The following is a 21549-nucleotide window of genomic DNA, read 5'->3' as shown; positions in this document are numbered from 1 at the left end:
TTGCCGTCGCTCGATCAAATGCCTAAGCCCTCGCACGTTTCCAGAGGTTACCCACCACGCTGACCACCGCCAACACCACGGCCCCGGCAATGATCCCCGCCACCGCATTGAGCAACGTCGGCATCAGCCACGCCAGGCCACCGGTACTTTGGCTCACGGTTTCGATCCAGTGGTGTACCACCGGCACGCCATGGGTCAGGATGCCGCCGCCCACCATGAACATCGCCGCCGTGCCGATCACCGACAGGCTTTTCATCATGTACGGCGCCGCCCGCAGGATCGCCCCGCCAATGCTGCGCGCCGCCTGCCCGGGCTTTTGGGTGAGCCACAGCCCCAGGTCATCGAGCTTGACGATGCCGGCCACCAGGCCGTAGACGCCGATGGTCATGACGATGGCGATGCCCGACAGCACGATCACTTGCTGCATCAGCGGCGCATCGGCCACGGTGCCGAGGGTGATGGCGATGATTTCGGCCGAAAGAATGAAGTCGGTGCGGATCGCGCCCTTGATCTTGTCTTTCTCGAAGGCCACCAGGTCCGTCGCCGGGTCCGCCACGGCTTCCACCAGGTGCGCCTGCTCTTCGGTGCGCTTGTGGAAGAAGCTATGGGCGAGCTTTTCGAAGCCCTCAAAACACAGGTAGGCGCCGCCCAGCATCAGCAACGGCGTGACCGCCCAGGGCGCAAATGCGCTGATCAGCAAGGCAGCGGGCACCAGGATCAGCTTGTTGATGAATGAACCCTTGGCCACCGCCCACACCACCGGGATTTCCCGCTCGGCGCGCACCCCGGAGACTTGCTGGGCATTCAGCGCCAGGTCGTCCCCCAGCACGCCGGCGGTTTTCTTCGCGGCCATCTTGGTCATCAGGGCCACATCGTCGAGCACCGCCGCGATGTCGTCGATCAATACCAGCAAACTGCTTCCTGCCATGGCTCGGGCTTCCCGTGATTCAAAGTGCGCCGAGAATAACGCGGCGCACACCGGGCAGGCGAGCCTGTCAGCGTCCGTCGACGTGCCAGCCACCGCCAAGGCTCTGGATCAGCGCCACACTGCCCTGGCTGAGTTGGCCCTGGGTGTCGCGAAGATTCTGCTCGGCTTGCAGCAATACCAGCTGCTGGGTCAGCACGGCTTCCTGGCTGACAGTGCCGGCGCGCAGTTGCGCTTGCTGGCTGCCGAACAGCTGCTGGTTGCGCTGGTACACCTGCTGGAAGGCATCGGCCTGGGTTTGCAGGTGGTTGATCGCCGACAGGTTGTCTTCGACGTTCTGCAAGGCGCTGAGCACGGTGCCGCGGTAGGTCGCGGCGATCTGGTCATAGCTGGCCTCGGCCTGCTTGACCGCTGCCTCACGGGCGCCGCCGTCGAACAGGGTTTGCGCCAGCGCCGGGCCCAACGTCCAGATGCGGTTGGGCAGGGAGAACAACCCGCCCAGCGCGCTGCCGCGATAACCGGCCTCGGCGGTGAGGTCCAGGGTCGGGAAGAACGCGGCTTCGGCCACGCCGATTTTCGCGTTGGCCGCCGCGGCCGAGCGCTCCGCCGCCACCACGTCGGGACGCCGTTGCAGCAGGGTTGACGGCAAGGTCAGCGGCGGGCGCGGCAGCACAAAGGTGTAGTCATCCCGCGCTGCCACGGCAAACTCGCTCGGCGCCACGCCCACCAGCACCGCCAGTGCGTGTTCGTATTGCTCGCGGTCGCGCAGGGAGGTCTGCAGGTCGGCAATCGAGGTGGTGAGCTGGTCCTGGGCCACCAGCAACTGGTCGTTGGTGGCGACGCCCTGGGTGAACTGCACCTGGATCATGTCCAGCAATTGCTGGTTGATCTTCTGTTGCTGTTGCAACAGGCGCACGTCGATATCCATCTGCCGCAGCGCAAGGTAGTTGCTCGCCACGCTGGAGCTGATGGACAACCGTACCCCGGCCAGCAATGCATCGGATTGCTGGGCCGTGGCCTGGCTGGACTCTATCCCGCGCCGCACCAGGCCCCACAGGTCCGGCTCCCAGCTGGCGGTCAAGGTGGCGCTGACACTGTTCTCTATACCGCCAGAGTTGGTAACGGTGCTCGACGTACCGCTGCCGCTGCCTGCCGTTCCCCGTGAGCCCGACAACCCTACGCCCACCGTCGGCCACAACCCGGCCCGGCTGGACGCCACCTGCGCCTGGGCCAGGCGGTACGCCGCCTCCGCCGCGATGATCGACTGGTTGGCCTTGGCCGAGCGCGCCACCAGGTCGTTCAGCACCGGGTCCTGATAGGCCAGCCACCACTGGCTGTCCATCGCCCCTTGGGGGTTGGCCGCCGCGCGCTGCCACTGGGCGCCTTCCTTGAAGGTCTGCGGCAGCTCCATGGCGGGCTTCTGGTAATCGGGCCCGACCATGCAGCCGCCGAGCAGCAGGCTGATGCAAAGCACGTTGTATTTCACGTTCATAACCTTGCTTCCTTACGCCGACCCAGGCGCTGTGACGCCCGGTCGAGCCACAGGTAGATCACCGGGGTGGTGTACAGCGTCAGCACCTGGCTGAACAGCAGGCCACCAATAATCGAAATCCCCAACGGCCGGCGCAGTTCCGAACCGTAGCCGGTGCCCAGCACCAGCGGCAGCGCGCCAAGGATCGCCGCCAGGGTGGTCATCATGATCGGCCGGAAACGGATCAGGCACGCCCGGCGAATCGCTTCCTTGGCCGTAAGGCCGAACTCCCGCCGCTCGGTGATCGCGAAGTCGATCATCATGATCGCGTTTTTCTTCACGATGCCGATCAACAGAATCACCCCCACCAGCGCAATGATCGACAGCTCGGTGCCGGTCAGCAGCAAGGCGATCAACGCACCGACACCGGCCGAGGGCAAGGTCGAGAGGATGGTCAGCGGGTGCATCAGGTTTTCGTAGAGGATGCCCAGCACGATATACACCGAGAGCAACGCGGCGACGATCAGCAACGGTTCGCTGGCCACCGAGGACTGGAACACCTGGGCCGTACCGGCAAACTGGCCCACCACACTGGCGGGCATGCGCAGTTGCTTCACCGCATCATCCACCATCGCCGTGGCCTGGCCGATGGACGTGCCCGGCGCCAGGTTGAACGACACCGTCACCGCCGGGAACGTACCCTGGTGACTGATGGAAATCGCCGTGCGCGCCACCGTGTTATCCGCCAGCGCCGACAGCGGCACCAGGGTCTGTTCGGTGGTCAGGCTGGGCGCCGCCGTGGTGCCTTTGGTGGTCGTGGCCTGGGTGCCGGTCGGCACATAAATGCCCTTGAGCGCCGAAGGGTCGGTCCAGTACTCCGGGGCGATTTCCATCACCACGTGGTACTGGTTCGCCGCGCGATACAGGGTGGCGACCTGGCGCTGGCCAAAGGCGTCGTACAGCGCCTGGTCCACCGCCGAGATACTCACCCCGAGGCGCGCCGCCGTGTCGCGGTTGATCTGCACATTGGCCAGCAGGCTGTTGTCCTGCTGGTCGGTATTCAGGTCGGTAAGTTGCGGCAATTTGCGCAGCACCTCCACCACCTTGGGCACCCATTCATCCAGGGATTCCTGGTCATCGGCGGTCAGGGTGTATTGGTACTGTGCGCCACTTTGCCGGCCACCCACGGTGATGTCCTGAGCCGACTGCAAATACAGCTTGGTGCCCGGCAGGTCGCCGAGGCTGCGGCGGATTTGCCCGATGATCTCGGTGGCGTTGTCCTTGCGCTCGCCCAAGGGCTTGAGCAGCACAAACATCTGCGCACTGTTGACCGCCCCGCCGCCACCCCCGCCGCCGCCGACAAACCCGGCGACGGTTTCGATATTCGGGTTTTTCATCACCTTGCGGTTGATCTCGGTGAAGTCCTTCTGCATCGCCCCGTAGGAAATGCTCTGGTTCGCCAGGATGCTGCCCTGCAAGCGGCCGGTGTCTTCCTGGGGAAAGAAGCCCTTGGGCACCAGCACGTACAGCACGCCGGCGAGGACGATCACCAGCACCGTGACAAAGCCCATCAGCACCGTATGGTCGATCACCCAACCCAGGGTGCGATCGTAGAAGCGGTGAAAGCGCGAGTCCGGGTGTTCGTTGCCTGCGTGAATCTCTTTCGGCGCGCGCAGCAGCACGCTGGCGAGCATCGGCGTGACGGTCAGGGAGATCAGCATCGAGATCACGATGGCCACCGACAGCGACACCGAGAACTCGCGGAACAACCGCCCGACAATCCCGCCCATCAGCAGCAGCGGAATAAACACCGCCACCAGGGACACGCTGATGGTCAGCACCGTGAAGCCGACTTCACGCGCCCCTTCCAGTGCGGCCTCCACCCGGGTCTTGCCGCGCTCCAGGTGACGCATGATGTTTTCCACCACCACGATCGCATCGTCCACCACAAAGCCGGTAGAAATGGTCAGCGCCATGAGGGACAGGTTGTTCAGGCTGTAGCCAAGAAAGTACATCGCGCCAAAGGTGCCCAGCAGCGACAGCGGCACCACGATCGCCGGCACCAGGGTGCTGCGCCAGTCGCGGAAGAAGCCGAACGTCACCAGGGTCACCAACAGGATCGACACCAGCAACGTCACCTCCACGTCGTGCAACGAAGCGCGAATGGTGGTGGTGCGGTCCATCAGCAAGTCGAGCTTGATCGTCGCCGGGATCGAGCTTTGCAAAAACGGCAGCGCGGCTTTCACCGCGTCCACCGTCTCGATCACGTTAGCCCCTGGCTGCTTGAACACCACCAGCAGCACCGCCGGCTTGCCGTTGGACAGGCCGAAGTTGCGCAGGTCCTGCACGTCTTCGCGCACGTAGCCAAGGTCGGCGATATGGATCAGGTCGCCGTTGTGGGCCTTGACCACCAGCGGCCCGTAGTCCTTTTCATCGAGCAACTGGTCGTTGGCGGCAATGCCGTAGTTGCGGTCACCGATGGCCACGTTGCCCTTGGGCAAGTTCACGTTGGAGGCGTTTATCACCTGGCGTACCTGCTCCAGGCTGACGCCGTACTGGTTGAGCCGGTCGGGGTTCAATTCCACCCGCACCGCCGGCAGCGCGCCGCCGCCCACCGTCACGTCACCGACCCCGGTGGTCTGCAACAGCTTCTGCTCCAGCAGGGTCGAGGCCACGTCATACATCTGCCCCGGCGTGGCGCTGTCGGAGGTCAGGCTGATGATCAGGATCGGCGAGTCCGCCGGGTTGACCTTGCGGTACGTCGGGTTGCCGGACAGGTCGCTGGGCAGGTTGCTGCGCGCAGCGTTGATCGCGGCCTGCACGTCCCGGGCGGCGCCGTCGATGTCGCGGTTCAGGTCGAACTGCAAGATGATCCGCGCCGAGCCAAGGCTGCTGGACGAAGTCATCTGCGTAACCCCGGCGATCTGCCCGAACTCGCGCTCCAGCGGCGTGGCCACCGAACTGGCGACGGTGGTCGGGTCGGCGCCGGGCAAGGAGGCGCTGACGCTGATGGTCGGGAAATCCACCTCCGGCAGCGGCGCCACCGGCAGCAGCATGAAGGCCAGTGCGCCAAACAGCGCGAGGCCCGCCGCCATCAAGGTGGTTGCAATGGGACGGCGAACAAACGGCGCGCTGACGTTCATCGCCATCAGACCGCTTCAGCCGGGCGGCGGCTGAAGCGTTCCCCCAGGCCGTGCATGGCGAGGAAGATCACCGGTGTGGAAAACAGCGTCAGCAACTGGCTGAGCAACAACCCGCCAATGATCGCGATGCCCAGCGGGTGACGCAGCTCCGAGCCAATCCCCGTGCCCAGCGCCAGCGGCACTGCGCCGAACAGCGAGGCCATGCTGGTCATCAGGATCGGCCGGAACCGCAACTCCGCCGCCTGACGAATCGCCGCCACAGGGCTCAGGCCGCCCTCACGTAGTAACTCCAAGGCAAAGTCGACCATCATGATGCCGTTTTTCATCACGATGCCGATCAGCAGCACAATGCCGATCAAGCCGATGATGTCGAACTGCGTACCGGTCACCAGCAGCGCCAGCAAGGCCCCGAGCGCCGCCGACAGCAGCGTCGAAAGGATCGTCACCGGGTGCACGAAGCTCTCGTACAGAATCCCCAGCATCAGGTACACCACCACAATCGCCGCCACCACCAGGAACACCTGGTTCGACAGCGACTGCTCGAACGTGGCCGCTGCGCCTTCAAGGTTGGCCTGCACCGACAAGGGCAAGCCGACCTTGGCCTCGATGTCCTTGAGCCGCGTGACCGCCGCGCCAAGGGTCTGGCCCGGGGCGAGGTTGAAGGACACGTCGGCATACGGAAACTGACCCAAACGGTTGATGGTCACGGGCGTACGCACCACCTGCATGGTCGCCATGCTCGACAGCGGCGCCACGCCGCCACCGGGAATGTCCACGTACAACCCCGTGAGCAAATCCTGCAAGTTGCGCGGCGGATGGTCGGTGGCGATCACCACGTGGTACTGGTTGAGCTGGGTATAAATCGTCGAGACCTGGCGCTGGCCGAAGGCGTCGTACAGCACGTCGTCGATCGCCTGGGGCGTGATGCCCAGGCGCGAGGCGGTGGCGCGGTCAAACGTCAGCTGGATCTGGTTGCCGAACTGCATCGCCTGGCTTTGCACGTCGGTGAACATCGGGTCTTGCTTGATCGCCGCCAGCAGCTTGGTGGTCCACTGTTCCAGCTCGTCCGGGTCGGTGGCTTGCAGGCCCAGGCGGTAGCTGGTGGTGGACACCGTGGCATCGAGGGTCAGGTCCTGCACCGAGTGCAGGTACAGGCGGATGCCGGCGTCGTCGGCGTTGGCATCCGAAAGCCGGCGGATCACTTCGGTGGCGCTGTCACGCTCGCCCCGGGGCTTGAGGTTGATCAGCAGGTTGCCCTGGTTGATGGTCGGGTTGGTCTGGTCGATGCCAACGAACGACGACAGGCTTTGCACCGCCGGGTCCTTGAGGATTCGCGCGGCGAGGCGCTGCTGGTCGGTCTGCATCTGCTGGAAGGACACCGTGGGCGCGGCCTGGGAAATGCCCTGGATCAGGCCAGTGTCCTGGTCCGGGAAAAAGCCCTTGGGCATGATCACCAGGGTCACCAGGGTCAGCGCGGCGGTGAGCACCACCGAGATCAGCGTGAGCGTGCGGTGGGCCAGCACCCAGTCGAGGCCACGCACGTAGTGGGTGTTGATGCGGTCGAAGAAATCCGCACGGCGTTCCTCGTGCTTGTTCTTGAGCATCCGCGCGCACATCATCGGCGTCAGGGTCAGGGAGATGAACGCCGAGATCACGATGGTCACGGCCACGGTCATGGCAAATTCGCGGAACAGTCGCCCGACCACATCGCCCATGAACAGCAGCGGGATCATCACTGCGATCAGCGCAATCGACAGCGAAATAATCGTGAAACCAATCTGCTCCGAACCCTTGAGCGCCGCCTCCAGCGGCGAGTCCCCCGCCTCGATGTAGCGCGTGATGTTTTCGATCATCACGATGGCGTCATCCACCACAAACCCGATGGCAATCGTCAGCGCCATCAGCGTCAGGTTGTTCAGGGAGAAGCCCAATGCATAGGCCACCGCCAGGGTGCCCACCAACGTCAGCGGAATGGTCACGGCGGGAATGACCGTGGCCGGCACGTTGCGCAGGAACGCGAAAATCACGATCACCACCAGCCCGATGGCCATGGCCAGTTCATACTGCACATCGGTGACCGAGGCGCGGATGGTTTGGGTGCGGTCGGTGAGCACAGCGACCTTCAAGGTGCCCGGCAAACTGGCCCGCAACTTGGGCAGCAATTGCTGCACGCGGTCGACCACTTCGATCACGTTGGCGCCGGGTTGGCGCTGGATGTTCAGCACAATCGACGGCGTGCTGTTGGTCCACGCGGCCTGGCGCGGGTTCTCCGGGCCCTGGGTGGAAGTGGCGATCTGCGACAGGCGAATCGGTGCGCCGTTTTTATAGGCGATCACCAGGTCGCGGTATTCCTCGGCCGATTGCAGCTGGTCGTTGGCGCCGATGGAATAGGCCTGGAACTTGCCGTCGATATTGCCCTTGGCCTGGTTGACGTTGGCCGTGCCCAGGGAGGTGCGCAGGTCATCGATGGACAGGCCCAGGCTATTGAGTGCCGAGGTGTTCGCCTCGACCCGCACCGCCGGGCGCTGGCCGCCGCTGATGGTCACCAGGCCCACGCCGGTGATCTGCGAGATTTTCTGCGCCAGGCGTGTGTCGGCCAGGTCTTCGACCTTGGTCAGCGGCAGCACGTCGGAGGTCAGGGACAGGGTCAGCACCGGCGCATCCGCCGGGTTGACCTTGCTGTACACCGGCGGGTACGGCAGGTTGGCCGGCAGGAAGGTGCCGGCGGCGTTGATCGCGGCCTGCACTTCCTGCTCGGCGACGTCCAGGGACAGCGACAGGTCGAATTGCAGGGTCACCACCGACGCGCCGTCGGAGCTGGTGGAGTTCATGGATTTGAGGCCCGGCATTTCGCCGAGCTGGCGCTCCAGCGGCGCAGTGATGGACGAACTGACCACGTCCGGGCTGGCGCCGGGGTATTGGGTGAAGACCTGGATGGTCGGGTAGTCGACTTCGGGCAAGGCCGACACCGACAGCAAGTGATACCCCAGCATCCCCAGCAACAGCACCGCGACCATCATCAAGGTGGTGGCGACGGGACGTTCGATAAAGGGCCGCGAAATGTTCATGCTCGGCAGCTCCTCACTGGGCGACGACCTTCACGGCCGAACCGTCATCCAGTTTGTCGGCGCCTTCGGTGATCACCTGCTCGCCCGGCTTGACCCCATTCTCGAGCACCGCCGAGACATCGCCCATGGACGGGCCGGTCTTGATATTGCGCAGGCTGGCCTTGTCGCCATTCACCACGAACACGAAATCACCCTTGCTGCCATGCTGGATCGCCCGGGTGGGCACCACGGCAACCTGGGTCAAAGTGTCGGCCTTCAGGCGCGCATTGACGAATTGGTTGGGGAACAGCGCATTGCCCGAATCATCGAACTGCGCCTTGACCTTGATGGTGCCGGTGGTGGTATCCACCTGGTTATCCAGGGCCAACAGGCTGCCGGTGGCCAGCAAGGCTTTTTTATTGCGGTCGTAGGCCAGCACCGTCACGGCGCCACGGCCCAGGGCTTGATTGATTGCACCCAAGTCATCCTCGGGCACGGCGAACACCACGGTGGCCGGGTTCATCTGGGTAATCACCACGATGCCGGTGGTGCTGGTGGTGGTGACGTAGTTGCCGGGGTCTACCAGGCGCAGGCCCACCACGCCGTCGACCGGCGAGGTGATGGTGCAGTAACCGACCTGCACTTCAAGGTTCTGCACATTGCCCTGGTCGGCGGCCACGGTGCCCAACTGTTGCTGGACCAACGAAGCCTGGGTGTCGACGGTTTGCTGGCTGGTGGAACCGGCCTTGACCAGTTCGCGGTAGCGCGCCAGATCGCGCTGGGCGTTGCTCAATACCGCCTGGTCGTGGGCCAGGGTGCCCTTGGCCACGGCCAGTTGGGCCTTGAGGGCACGGTCATCGATGCGCGCAATCACCTGGCCCTGGGTGACGTGCTGGCCTTCCTTGAACGCCACGCTGCTGAGGATGCCATCGACCTGGGTGACCACGGTCACACTGCGGGTGGGGGTGACGGTGCCGAGGGCGTCGATATACACCGGCACGTCCTGCAACACCACCGGCACCACGGCCACCGGTTCGCCGGGGGCGGGAGGCCGGCCTTTGTGCCCGCCTGCAAAGAAGTGCAAACCCAGGGCAATCAACAACGCTACCAGTAACAACGTGCCAACTGCCCAGGCGAACGTACGTCGTCTGCTTTTCTCCACGGGTTTCTCTCTCGAACGCCGAAATCAGGAAGGGGCGGCCAGGCTAAATGGCCGCTCGCTGCCTGAACTCTAGCAGCGCGCCCGGGCTGTGCCTGTACGACCGTGAATGCGTTCAGCATCAAGACAGACAAAGTCAGCTGGGCGCCCCGCCACGCAAGGGCTGCAGCACGATTCTTGAGCCCTGCGCAAAGCCGGTGCTACCATGCCCGACCGCCTGTCTTGGCAAGGAATGACCTGGTCTATGAGCACCATTCGCGAGCGCAACAAAGAACTGATCCTGCGGGCTGCCAGTGAGGAGTTTGCCGACAAGGGCTTCGCCGCGACCAAAACCAGCGACATCGCCGCCAAGGCCGGGCTGCCCAAGCCCAACGTCTACTACTACTTCAAGTCCAAGGACAACCTCTACCGCGAGGTGCTCGAAAGCATTATCGAGCCGATCCTGGCGGCTTCGACGCCGTTCAATCCGGAGGGTGATCCTTCGGCCGTGCTGAGCGGGTACATCCGCTCGAAAATCAGCATCTCCCGGGATCTGCCGTTTGCCTCAAAGGTGTTCGCCAGTGAAATCATGCACGGCGCCCCGCACCTGAGCGCCGAGCAGGTGGAACAGCTGAATGCCCAGGCCAAGCACAACATCGACTGCATCCAGAGCTGGGTGGATCGGGGGCTGATTGCGCCGATTGATCCGCATCACCTGATGTTCAGCATCTGGGCGGCAACGCAGACGTATGCGGATTTTGACTGGCAGATTTCGGCGGTGACCGGGAAGGTCAAGCTGGATGAGGCGGATTACGAGGCGGCGGCGCAGACGATTATTCGGTTGGTGCTTAAAGGGTGTGAGCCGGACTGAAGAGCATCGCAGGCAAGCCAGCTCCCACAGTGGATTTGTGCCAGACACAGAATGTATGAACGACAGAAGTCCCCTGTGGGAGCGGGCTTGCCCGCGATAGCTATCTCCCGGACACATCCTGCCAAAACCTGGAACACCCCTTAAAACATTCCCATCTAGCCTTTCAGAACTCAATTCTGCAAAGGGGCAACGGAATGCCTGATCTACCCGCATCATGTCGTCTGCGCACAGGGCGCTATAACGAATCCAACCGCATTTATCTTCTGACCAGCAACACACTGCATCGCGAGCCGATATTCAGCGACTTCAAGCTGGGCAGACTGGTGGTACAGCAGTTCAGAATTGCCCAAAGCCAACGCCTGGCAACCTCATTGGCCTGGGTGGTGATGCCTGATCATTTTCACTGGTTGATTTCGCTGGAAAACGGTTCGCTGTCGGACCTTATGCGCCAGGTCAAATCCAAAAGTACCCGAATCGTAAATGCTGTTGCCGGGCGTCAAGGGCGCCTTTGGCAACCGGGCTTCCATGATCATGCCGTGCGGCGTGAAGAAAGCCTTGAGGGCATAGCCCGGTACATCGTGGCCAATCCCCTGAGAGCGGGGCTCGTGAAGAAATTTGGCGACTACCCTCTGTGGGATGCGATCTGGGTTTGACTGTAGACCGAGTCGCCGCCATCGCGGGCAAGCCCGCTCCCACATTTTGATTTGTGAATACATTCAACTGTGGGAGCTGGCTTGCCTGCGATGACTATCCATCAGTCACCTCAAATCAAGCAGACACCCCAGCATCCGCCAACAACCCCACCCCCTCGATCGCACTGATCGCACACTGCTCATCAATATCCGACGTATCCCCGCTGATCCCGATCGCGCCCAGCACCACTCCCGCCTGATCCCGAATCAACACCCCGCCCGGCGCCGGTACCACGCTGCCCTGCCCCAGGCTGTTCAACGCCGCAATAAACGCTGGCCGCTGCTGCGCATCCAGCGCCAGCAAGCGCGAGCCCTTGCCCAGGGCAATCGCGCCCCAGGCCTTGCCTATGGCGATCTGCGGGCGCAGCAGGCTCGCGCCATCCTCGCGCTGCAACGTAATCAAATGCCCGCCACTGTCGAGTACCGCAATGGTCAGCGGCGCCGCCGAAATGGCGCGGCCTGCGGTGATGGCATGGCTGGCCAGGCTGACTGCGACTTTCAAGGTTAAAGCGCTCATGGGTGCCGTCCTTATCTTGTTATGGGAAAGCCGTGGGGCTCTGTTTGATCAGAAGCCGGATTCAACAAATAGAACACAATAGATTTATTTTTTGTATACAATATTTCGAAACATACGCACCACACGTCGAAATATTCCTGTCCAGAAGCCTTCCGACGAACGTAAAGGCCACCCAAGAAAATGGATTGACCTGCCCCGCTCGCCGTGAATACACTTCGGACCAACACCACTTGTATACAATTACAAAACGCAAGAGGCACCAAAACCATGAGCAAAATGAGAGCAATCGAAGCCGCTGTCCTGGTGATGCGCCGTGAAGGGGTCGACACCGCCTTCGGTATCCCGGGCGCCGCGATCAACCCGCTGTATTCGGCCTTGCAGAAGGTCGGTGGCATCGATCACGTCCTTGCTCGCCACGTTGAAGGCGCCTCGCACATGGCCGAGGGCTACACCCGCACCAAGGCCGGCAACATCGGCGTGTGCATCGGCACTTCGGGCCCGGCGGGCACCGACATGGTCACCGGCCTGTACAGCGCCTCGGCCGACTCGATCCCGATCCTGTGCATCACCGGCCAGGCGCCACGGGCACGGATGCACAAGGAAGACTTCCAGGCCGTGGATATCACCAGCATCGTCAAGCCGGTGACCAAGTGGGCGACCACCGTCCTGGAACCGGGCCAGGTGCCGTATGCCTTCCAGAAAGCCTTCTACGAAATGCGCTCCGGCCGCCCGGGCCCGGTGTTGATCGACCTGCCGTTCGACGTGCAAATGGCCGAGATCGAATTCGACATCGATGCCTACCAGCCGCTGCCCCTGGCCAAGCCGTTGGCCACCCGCATCCAGGTGGAAAAGGCCCTGGCCCTGCTGGACCAGGCCGAACGCCCGTTGCTGGTGAGCGGTGGTGGCGTGATCAACGCCGACGCCAGCGAACTGCTGGTGGAGTTCGCCGAATTGACCGGCATCCCGGTAATCCCGACCCTGATGGGCTGGGGCACGATCCCGGACGATCACCCGCAGATGGTGGGCATGGTCGGCCTGCAAACGTCCCACCGCTACGGCAACGCGACGATGTTGAAATCGGACGTGGTGCTGGGCATCGGTAACCGCTGGGCCAACCGTCACACCGGTTCGGTGGAGGTGTACACCGAGGGCCGCAAGTTCATTCACGTGGACATCGAGCCGACGCAAATCGGCCGCGTGTTCACCCCGGACCTGGGCATCGTTTCCGACGCCGGTTCCGCCCTGACCATGTTCATTGAAGTGGCCCGCGAGTGGAAAGCCGCCGGCAAACTCAAGGACCGCAGCGCCTGGCTGCACGACTGCCAGCAGCGCAAGGCCACCCTGCACCGCAAGACCCACTTCGACAACGTGCCGGTCAAGCCGCAACGGGTGTACGAAGAGATGAACCAGGTGTTCGGCAAAGACACCTGCTACGTCAGCACCATCGGCTTGTCACAGATTGCCGGCGCGCAGTTCCTGCACGTCTATAAACCCCGCCACTGGATCAACTGCGGCCAGGCCGGCCCGCTCGGCTGGACCATCCCGGCAGCGCTGGGCGTGGTCAAGGCAGACCCGACCCGCAAGGTTGTGGCCTTGTCCGGCGACTATGACTTCCAGTTCATGATCGAAGAGCTGGCCGTGGGCGCGCAGTTCAAGCTGCCGTACATCCACGTGGTGGTGAACAACTCCTACCTGGGGCTGATCCGCCAGGCCCAGCGCGGGTTTGAAATGGACTACTGCGTGCAGCTGTCCTTCGACAACCTCAACGCGCCGGAACTCAACGGTTATGGCGTGGACCACGTGGCCGTCGCCGAAGGCCTGGGTTGCAAGGCCCTGCGCGTGTTCGAGCCGGGTCAGATCCAGCCGGCACTGCGCAAGGCCCAGGAGATGATCGAGGAGTTCAAGGTGCCGGTGATCGTCGAGATCATTCTGGAGCGGGTGACCAATATTTCCATGGGCACCGAGATCAACGCCGTCAACGAATTCGAAGATCTGGCACTGGTGGGCAACGACGCGCCGACTGCCATTTCACTGCTCGATTAAGGAGAACCCCATGCCGCGTTTTGCCGCCAACCTGTCCATGCTGTTTACCGAACAGGACTTTCTTGCCCGTTTCAAAGCCGCCGCCGACGCGGGGTTCAGTGGTGTGGAATACCTGTTTCCCTATGAATTCAGCTCGGCTGAAATCAAGGCGCAACTCGATGCCCACGGCCTGACCCAAGTGCTGTTCAACCTGCCGGCCGGTGACTGGGCCAAGGGCGAACGCGGCCTGGCGTGCCACCCGGACCGGGTCGAGGAGTTCCGCGCCGGGGTCAACCTGGCCATCGCCTACGCCCAGGTGCTGGGCAATACCCAGATCAACTGCCTGGCGGGGATTCGTCCTGCCGGTGTGGATGACGCCACCCTGGAAAAAACCTTCGTCGCCAACCTCAAGTACGCCGCCGATAAGCTGCAAGCGGTGGGCATCAAGCTTGTGATGGAGATGATCAACACCCGCGACATTCCGGGCTTCTACCTGAACAACACGGCGCAGGCCCTGTCGATTCGCGAGCAGGTGGGCAGCGCCAACCTGTTCCTGCAATACGACATCTATCACATGCAAATCATGGAAGGCGACCTCGCCCGCACCATGGCGAACCACCTGGATGAGATCAACCACATCCAGCTGGCCGACAACCCGGGGCGCAACGAGCCGGGCACCGGTGAAATCAACTACCGCTTCCTGTTCGAACATTTGGACCGCATTGGTTATCAGGGTTGGGTCGGCTGTGAGTACAAGCCGTTGACCACGACTGAAGCCGGGCTTGGCTGGCTCAAAAGCCACAACGCGATCTGACTGAACAACACAAAACCCAATGTGAAAGCAGGGCTTGTGTGGGAGCTGGCTTGCCTGCGATGCAGGCAACTCGGTCTCTCAGTTAAACCGAGGTGATGCCATCGCAGGCAAGCCAGCTCCCACAAAAAGCAGCTCTCACATCGAATAAAGAGAGGATTTTCGTCATGGCTAAAATCGGATTTATCGGCACCGGCATCATGGGCCAACCCATGGCCGCCAACCTGCAAAAGGCCGGTCACCAACTGTTCCTGTCCGAGCATCACGGCAAGGCCCCGGCTGAACTGATCAGCGCGGGCGCGGTGGCCCTGGCCAACCCGCAGCAAGTGGCTCAGGAAGCCGAGTTCATCATCGTCATGGTGCCCGACACCCCGCAGGTCGACGATGTGCTGTTCCGCGCCGACGGCGTTGCCGCAGGCCTGGGGCCGAACAAAGTGGTGATCGACATGAGCTCGATCTCGCCCACCGCCACCAAAGCCTTTGCCGCGAAGATCAACGAGACCGGCGCGCGCTACCTCGACGCCCCGGTGTCCGGTGGTGAAGTCGGTGCCAAGGCCGGCACCCTGAGCATCATGATCGGCGGCGACCCGCACACCTTCGAACGCGCCCTGCCGCTATTCCAGGCCATGGGCAAGAACATCACCCTGGTGGGCGGCAACGGCGATGGCCAGACCGCCAAGGTGGCCAACCAGATCATCGTCGCCCTGAACATCCAGGCGGTGGCCGAAGCGCTGCTGTTTGCCTCGAAAAACGGTGCCGACCCGGCCAAGGTGCGTGAAGCGCTGATGGGTGGTTTTGCTTCGTCCAAGATCCTGGAAGTGCATGGCGAGCGGATGATCAAGGGCACCTTCGACCCGGGCTTCCGCATCAACCTGCACCAGAAGGATTTGAACCTGGCGCTGGCGGGTGCCAAGGAGCTGGGGATCAACCTGCCGAACACCGCCGGTACGCAACAGGTATTCAGCACCTGCACGGCCATCGGTGGCGGCAACTGGGACCACTCGGCGCTGATCAAGGGCCTGGAGCATATGGCGAATTTTTCGATTCGCGATAAGTAAACAACAGCGCCCCTGCCTTGGAATGCAATCAAGTGTGGGAGCTGGCTTGCCTGCGATAGCGGTCGTTCAGACACTGACTCATCGCCTGACACACCGCTATCGCAGGCAAGCCAGCTCCCACATTTTTGACCGCGTTTCACATCGAGTTTGATGTACCTCTAATAACAAGAATCCCCGGGAGCCCGCTTATGTCGGTCGATCCGCAACACCTGCTTCGCGAGCTGTTTGCCACAGCCATCGACGCCGCCCACCCCCGGCAAGTCCTCGAACCCTATCTACCCGCCGACCGCAGCGGCCGTGTCATCGTGATCGGTGCCGGCAAAGCCGCCGCCGCCATGGCGCTGGTGGTGGAAAACTGCTGGCAAGGCGAAGTCTGCGGCCTGGTGGTCACCCGCTACGGCCACGGTGCACCCTGCAAGAAAATCGAAGTGGTCGAAGCCGCGCACCCGGTTCCGGATGCCGCCGGCCAGGCCGTGGCCAAGCGCGTGCTGGAGTTGATCAGCCACCTCAGCGAAGACGACCGCGTGATCTTCCTGCTCTCCGGCGGTGGCTCTGCGTTGCTCGCCCTTCCGGCCGCCGGCATCACCCTGGCGGACAAGCAAGCGATCAACAAAGCCCTGCTCAAATCCGGCGCCACCATTGGCGAGATGAACTGCGTGCGCAAGCACCTCTCGGCAATCAAGGGCGGCCGCCTCGCCCGGGCAAGCTGGCCGGCCACGGTCTACACCTACGCGATTTCCGATGTGCCGGGCGACCAGGCCACGGTCATCGCTTCCGGCCCCACCGTCGGCGACCCCAGCACCTCGCAGCAGGCGCTGGCGATCCTCAAGCGCTACCAGATTGAAATCCCGGCGTCGGTGCGCACCTGGCTGCAAAGCCCGGAGTCGGAGACGGTCAAGCCCGGCGACCCGGTGCTCGCCCGCAGCCATTTCCAACTGATCGCCCGCCCACAGCAATCCCTGGAAGCGGTGGCGGTGAAAGTCCGCCAGGCCGGTTTCAGCCCGTTGATCCTCGGCGACCTGGAAGGCGAAGCGCGGGACGTGGCCAAGGTACACGCCGGCATCGCCCGGCAAATCATCCAGCATGGCCAGCCGCTGGCAGCGCCTTGCGTGATCCTTTCCGGCGGTGAAACCACCGTGACCGTGCGCGGCAATGGCCGTGGCGGGCGCAATGCCGAATTCCTGCTGAGCCTCACCGACAGCCTCAAGGGCCTGCCCGGCGTCTACGCCCTGGCGGGTGACACCGACGGCATCGACGGCTCCGAAGACAACGCCGGCGCGATCATGACGCCCACCAGTTACGCCCGCGCCGAAGCCCTGGGCCTGAGCGCCAGCGATGAACTGGACAACAACAATGGCTACGGTTACTTCGCGGCCCTCGACGGCCTGATCATCACCGAGCCGACCCGCACCAACGTCAACGATTTTCGCGCCATTCTGATTCTTGAAAGCCCTGAAAGAGAGTCCCCTGAACATGACGCCTGACAAGAAGGTCAAAATCCTCGCCACGCTGGGCCCGGCCACCGACAGCATCGATGACATCCGCGAACTGGTGGAAGCCGGGGTGAACATCTTCCGTCTGAATTTCAGCCACGGTGATCACGCCGATCATGCCCAGCGCTACCAGTGGATTCGCCAGGTGGAGCGCCAGCTCAATTATCCCCTCGGCATCCTCATGGACCTGCAAGGCCCGAAACTGCGGGTCGGGCGTTTTGCCGAAGGCAAGGTGCAACTGATTCGCGGCCAGGCCCTGCGCCTGGACCTGGACCCGACACCCGGTGACCAGCGGCGGGTCAACCTGCCGCACCCGGAAATCATCGCGGCCCTGAAGCCCGGCATGGACCTGCTGCTGGACGACGGCAAGCTGCGCCTGCGGGTGATCACCAAGCACGTGGATGCCATCGACACCACCGTACTCAATGGCGGTGAACTGTCGGACCGCAAAGGCGTGAACGTGCCCCAGGCATTGCTCGAACTCAGCCCGCTGACCGCCAAAGACCGCCGCGACCTGAGTTTCGGCCTGGAACTGGGGGTGGACTGGGTGGCGCTGTCGTTTGTGCAACGCCCGGAAGACATCCGCGAAGCCCGGGAATTGATCGGCGACAAGGCGTTCCTGATGGCCAAGATCGAGAAGCCATCGGCGGTGCAGCACCTGCAGGAAATCGCCGCGCTGAGCGACGCGATCATGGTCGCCAGAGGGGACCTGGGGGTGGAAGTGCCGGCAGAAAGCGTGCCGCAAATCCAGAAGGACATCATTGGTGTGTGCCGTCAGTTGGGTAAGCCGGTGGTGGTGGCCACGCAGATGCTTGAGTCGATGCGCTTCTCACCGGCACCGACCCGTGCCGAGGTCACGGACGTGGCCAACGCAGTGGCGGAAGGCGCGGATGCGGTGATGCTCTCGGCGGAAACCGCTTCCGGCGAATACCCGCTGGAGGCCGTGCTGATGATGAGCAAGATCATTCGCCAGGTGGAAAACGGCCCGGACTACCAGACCCAGCTGGACGTCAGCCGGCCCAAGGCCGATGCCACGGTATCGGACGCCATCAGCTGCGCGATTCGGCGTATCAGCAGCATCCTGCCGGTGGCGGTGCTGGTGAACTACAGCGAGTCGGGCAGCTCCAGCCTGCGGGCGGCGCGGGAACGGCCGGCGGTGCCGATCCTGAACCTGACGCCGAACCTGTCCACGGCGCGTCGGTTAAGCGTGGCGTGGGGCGTGCACTCGGTGGTGAATGACCGATTGCGGCAGGTGGATGAGGTGTGTTCCACGGCGCTGGAGATTGCCCAGGCACAGGGTATGGCGCAGCGTGGGGACACGTTGGTGATTACCGCGGGGGTGCCGTTCGGGCAGCCGGGGTCGACCAACTCGCTACGGATAGAGACGTTGATCTAGCGCCTGTAAGGGCCTCATCGCGGGCAAGCCCGGCTCCCACATTTTGATTTGTGAACCCGTTCAAATGTGGGAGCTGGCTTGCCTGCGATGGGGGCAACTCGGTCCCTCAGACTCACCCACCATGCCCAACCAACCCTGCCCCGACTGGGCCGAAGCCCTGCTCAACGGCTTCAGCCAGATTTTCCTCCAGCGCCACCCGCTGTGCGGCCTGCTCTGCCTGCTGGCAATCCTGATCGGCGCCCCGGCCCTGCTCGGCGGCGCACTGCTGGGCGGTGTCGCCGGCCTGCTGACCGCCCAGCGCCGCGGCTATCCCAAGGCCGAGCGCCAAGCCGGCCTCTATAGCTACAACGGTGTGCTGCTGGGCTTGCTGATCAGCCAGCACTTCACCTGGTCGGCACTCTTGCCGCCGTTGATCCTCGCCTGCGGCGGCCTCAGTGCCATCCTCACCCGACAATGGCTCAAACGCGCCGCCAACCCCGACGACCTGCCCGCCTATACCGCACCGTTTGTGGTGCTCGGCTGGCTGCTGCTGGGCACCACGGCGCCCGCCGCATTCGCCGCCAGCGAACCCGGCACCTGGGCCCTGCTCTGCGCGCCGTTTAATGGCCTTGCCCAAGTCATCCTGCTGGACCAGCCCCTGGCTGGCCTGTTGATCGCCCTCGGCCTTTTAATCGCCAGCCGCCGCGCCGCCGTGTGGGCGCTGATCGGCGCGAGTCTCGGCGTGCTGCTCGCCCTGTTGATGGACGAACCCGCCGACGCCCTGCTCGGCCTGCACAGCTATAACCCGGCGCTGGTCGCCCTGGCCCTCAGCCAGTATCGGCGCCAACCCTGGTTGCCGCTGGTCGGTGTCTTCCTGGCGATTATCCTTACACCTGGCTTCACCGGCCTCAACCTGCCCGCGCTGACCGCACCGTTTATCCTCGCCACCTGGCTGGTGCGCGCCAGTCACCGGGTGATGCAGAAAACCCGCATGGACAGCCCCTTCGAATCCCCCTAGGCTTCGCTGATCTTCGATTCAGGCGACTTCAATGGACAGCAACAAACACTGGCGTGAACGTCTCTACGTCATGGTTTTTCAAAGCGACACCCCGGCCGGCCGACGCTTCGACAGCACCCTGCTGCTGATCATCCTCGCCAGCCTTGTGATCGTGATCCTCGACAGCATCCAGGCGGTCCACGACAACTACGCCAACGTGCTGGCGTATATCGAGTGGGGCTTCACCATCATCTTCGCCATCGAGTACGGCCTGCGGCTGTATTGCTCGCCCAAGCCGTTGCGCTACGCCTTCAGCTTTTATGGGCTGGTGGATTTGCTGGCCATCGTGCCCGGGATCCTGGCGCTGTATTACAGCGATGCGCAGTACCTGTTGATCATCCGCATCATCCGGATGCTGCGGATCTTCCGCGTGCTCAAGCTTGGCCCGTACCTCAAGCAGGCCAACTACCTGATGTCGGCGCTGCGGGGCAGCAAGCAGAAGATCGTGGTGTTCCTGGTCAGCGTCTGCACCCTGGTCACGGTGTTCGGCACCCTGATGTACGTGATCGAAGGCCCGGAACACGGCTTTACCAGCATTCCCAAAGGCATCTATTGGGCGATCGTGACCCTCACCACCGTGGGCTTTGGCGATATCGTGCCGAAGACCCCGCTGGGCCAGGTGATCTCGTCGCTGGTGATGATCACCGGTTACTCGATCATCGCGGTGCCCACCGGGATCTTCACCGCCGAACTGGCCAACGCGATGCGCGGCGAACAGCTGCAAACCGATTGCCCGGTGTGCAAGAAAAACAGCCATGAGCCCAATGCAGCGTTTTGCTCACGGTGTGGCAGCGCGCTTTTCAAGAAAGTGGAATAAGCAAAGTTCTTTTTAATCTTTAAGCGACTATGCACCCCCGGCTATAGTCGCTGGCATATTGCCCCTATGTGTCCCAAAACCTTCTCGAACAACAAGGAATGAGCAGTGAAAAAACTCGTTAGTGCCTCTCTCCTGGCCGCCGGCCTCGCACTGGCTGGCGTCGTCCAGGCCGCCCCGGTCACCCTGCTCAACGTCTCCTATGACGTGATGCGCGACTTCTACAAGGACTACAACGCCGCCTTCCAGAAACACTGGGCAGCCGAGCACCCGGACGACAAGCTGACCCTGCAGATGTCCTTCGGTGGTTCGAGCAAACAAGCGCGCTCGGTGATCGACGGCCTGCCGGCTGACGTGATCACCATGAACATGGCCACCGACATCAACGCCCTGGCAGACAACGGCAAACTGGTACCCGACAACTGGGTCACCCGCCTGCCGAACAACAGCGCGCCGTTCACCTCGGCCACGGTGTTCATCGTGCGTAAAGGCAACCCGAAAGCCCTGAAAGACTGGCCGGACCTGCTCAAGGATGGCGTGCAAGTCATCGTGCCTAACCCGAAGACCTCCGGTAATGGCCGCTACACCTACCTGTCGGCCTGGGGTTATGTGCTGAAGAACGGCGGCGACGAGGAAAAGGCCAAGAAGTTTGTCGGCGACCTGTTCAAACACGCGCCCGTGCTGGACACCGGTGGCCGTGCGGCGACCACCACGTTCATGACCAACCAGATCGGCGACGTGCTGGTGACGTTTGAGAACGAAGCCGAAATGATCGCCCGTGAATTTGGCCGTGATCAGTTCGAAGTGATCTACCCAAGCGTTTCCGCTGAAGCTGAGCCGCCGGTGTCGATCGTCGACAAAGTGGTCGAGAAGAAAGGCACCAAAGTGGCTGCCGAGGAATACCTGAAGTACCTGTGGTCGCCGGAAGGCCAGGAAATTGCTGCCAACAACTACCTGCGTCCACGTGACCCCAAAGTGCTGGCCAAGTACACCGACCGTTTCCCGAAAGTCGACTTCCTGTCGGTCGAGAAGACCTTTGGTGACTGGCGTACCGTGCAAAAGACCCACTTCAATGATGGTGGGGTTTTTGACCAGATCTACAGCGGGCAGTAATC

16 protein-coding genes are annotated in these 21549 nt (G+C 62.9%); 10 read left to right on the top strand and 6 right to left on the bottom strand.

The genetic code is table 11. From position 1 onward, the window contains the following. Positions 1 to 22: 22 nt before the first annotated feature. From M2400_RS15935 to M2400_RS15915, 5 genes are all read right to left on the bottom strand, one after another. Positions 23 to 928 (bottom strand): DUF808 domain-containing protein, encoded by a 906-nt coding sequence (locus M2400_RS15935; protein ID WP_177043086.1) that lies wholly within the window; start codon positions 926 to 928, stop codon positions 23 to 25. 67 nt (positions 929 to 995) lie between these two features. Further along, positions 996 to 2417: an efflux transporter outer membrane subunit gene (locus M2400_RS15930; protein WP_259199397.1), complete on the bottom strand. Its 1422-nt coding sequence runs from the start codon at positions 2415 to 2417 to the stop codon at positions 996 to 998. Continuing rightward, the gene (locus M2400_RS15925) at positions 2414 to 5539 is read right to left on the bottom strand and encodes an efflux RND transporter permease subunit (protein WP_259199466.1); all 3126 of its coding nucleotides are present in this window, start codon (positions 5537 to 5539) and stop codon (positions 2414 to 2416) included. The genes M2400_RS15930 and M2400_RS15925 overlap by 4 nt, the downstream gene beginning before the upstream one ends. A gap of 5 nt (positions 5540 to 5544) precedes the next feature. Next, entirely contained in the window at positions 5545 to 8607 is a 3063-nt protein-coding gene (locus M2400_RS15920) for an efflux RND transporter permease subunit (RefSeq protein ID WP_259199399.1), read from the bottom strand. A 13-nt stretch (positions 8608 to 8620) separates the two neighbouring features. Then, entirely contained in the window at positions 8621 to 9748 is a 1128-nt protein-coding gene (locus tag M2400_RS15915; protein ID WP_177113573.1) for an efflux RND transporter periplasmic adaptor subunit, read from the bottom strand. A 241-nt stretch (positions 9749 to 9989) separates the two neighbouring features. Between M2400_RS15915 and M2400_RS15910 the strand changes: the two genes are divergently transcribed. Beyond that, entirely contained in the window at positions 9990 to 10595 is a 606-nt protein-coding gene (locus M2400_RS15910; protein WP_259199402.1) for a TetR/AcrR family transcriptional regulator, read from the top strand. Between the two features lie 194 nt (positions 10596 to 10789). Beyond that, positions 10790 to 11248, top strand: coding sequence for an REP-associated tyrosine transposase (locus M2400_RS15905; RefSeq protein ID WP_177043081.1), 459 nt, complete (start codon positions 10790 to 10792; stop codon positions 11246 to 11248). Positions 11249 to 11363: 115 nt separating this feature from the next. Here M2400_RS15905 and M2400_RS15900 read toward each other — a convergent pair whose 3' ends face one another. Next, positions 11364 to 11804, bottom strand: a complete 441-nt coding sequence (locus tag M2400_RS15900) for a heme-binding protein (protein WP_177043080.1) — start codon at positions 11802 to 11804, stop codon at positions 11364 to 11366. A 267-nt stretch (positions 11805 to 12071) separates the two neighbouring features. Between M2400_RS15900 and gcl the strand changes: the two genes are divergently transcribed. The 8 genes from gcl to M2400_RS15860 all read left to right on the top strand — a co-directional run bounded on the left by gcl (position 12072) and on the right by M2400_RS15860 (position 21547). Beyond that, positions 12072 to 13847 carry a glyoxylate carboligase gene (gene gcl / locus M2400_RS15895; RefSeq protein WP_063028181.1) on the top strand — a complete coding sequence of 592 codons (1776 nt, stop codon included), beginning with the start codon at positions 12072 to 12074 and terminating at the stop codon, positions 13845 to 13847. A 10-nt stretch (positions 13848 to 13857) separates the two neighbouring features. Next, positions 13858 to 14640, top strand: coding sequence for a hydroxypyruvate isomerase (gene hyi, locus M2400_RS15890; protein WP_177043078.1), 783 nt, complete (start codon positions 13858 to 13860; stop codon positions 14638 to 14640). A 164-nt stretch (positions 14641 to 14804) separates the two neighbouring features. After that, entirely contained in the window at positions 14805 to 15695 is an 891-nt protein-coding gene (locus M2400_RS15885; RefSeq protein ID WP_003210595.1) for a 2-hydroxy-3-oxopropionate reductase, read from the top strand. Between the two features lie 188 nt (positions 15696 to 15883). Then, a complete protein-coding gene (locus tag M2400_RS15880; RefSeq protein WP_259199433.1) occupies positions 15884 to 17179 on the top strand; it encodes a glycerate kinase in 1296 nt (431 codons plus the stop codon). After that, a complete protein-coding gene (gene pyk, locus M2400_RS15875) occupies positions 17169 to 18584 on the top strand; it encodes a pyruvate kinase (RefSeq protein ID WP_177043076.1) in 1416 nt (471 codons plus the stop codon). Before M2400_RS15880 ends, pyk begins: the two co-directional genes overlap by 11 nt. A 121-nt stretch (positions 18585 to 18705) precedes the next feature. Continuing rightward, the gene (locus tag M2400_RS15870; protein WP_259199459.1) at positions 18706 to 19581 is read left to right on the top strand and encodes an urea transporter; all 876 of its coding nucleotides are present in this window, start codon (positions 18706 to 18708) and stop codon (positions 19579 to 19581) included. Between the two features lie 31 nt (positions 19582 to 19612). Further along, on the top strand, positions 19613 to 20437 hold the full coding sequence (locus M2400_RS15865) for an ion transporter (RefSeq protein ID WP_177043074.1): 825 nt from the start codon (positions 19613 to 19615) through the stop codon (positions 20435 to 20437). Between the two features lie 105 nt (positions 20438 to 20542). After that, positions 20543 to 21547 (top strand): sulfate ABC transporter substrate-binding protein, encoded by a 1005-nt coding sequence (locus M2400_RS15860; protein ID WP_063028168.1) that lies wholly within the window; start codon positions 20543 to 20545, stop codon positions 21545 to 21547. The last annotated feature ends 2 nt before the right edge of the window (positions 21548 to 21549 follow it).

This window comes from Pseudomonas sp. BIGb0558, from assembly GCF_024807515.1.
In the GTDB taxonomy this organism is placed as follows: domain Bacteria; phylum Pseudomonadota; class Gammaproteobacteria; order Pseudomonadales; family Pseudomonadaceae; genus Aquipseudomonas; species Aquipseudomonas yamanorum_A.
This window is presented reverse-complemented; position numbering and strand designations above follow the sequence as displayed.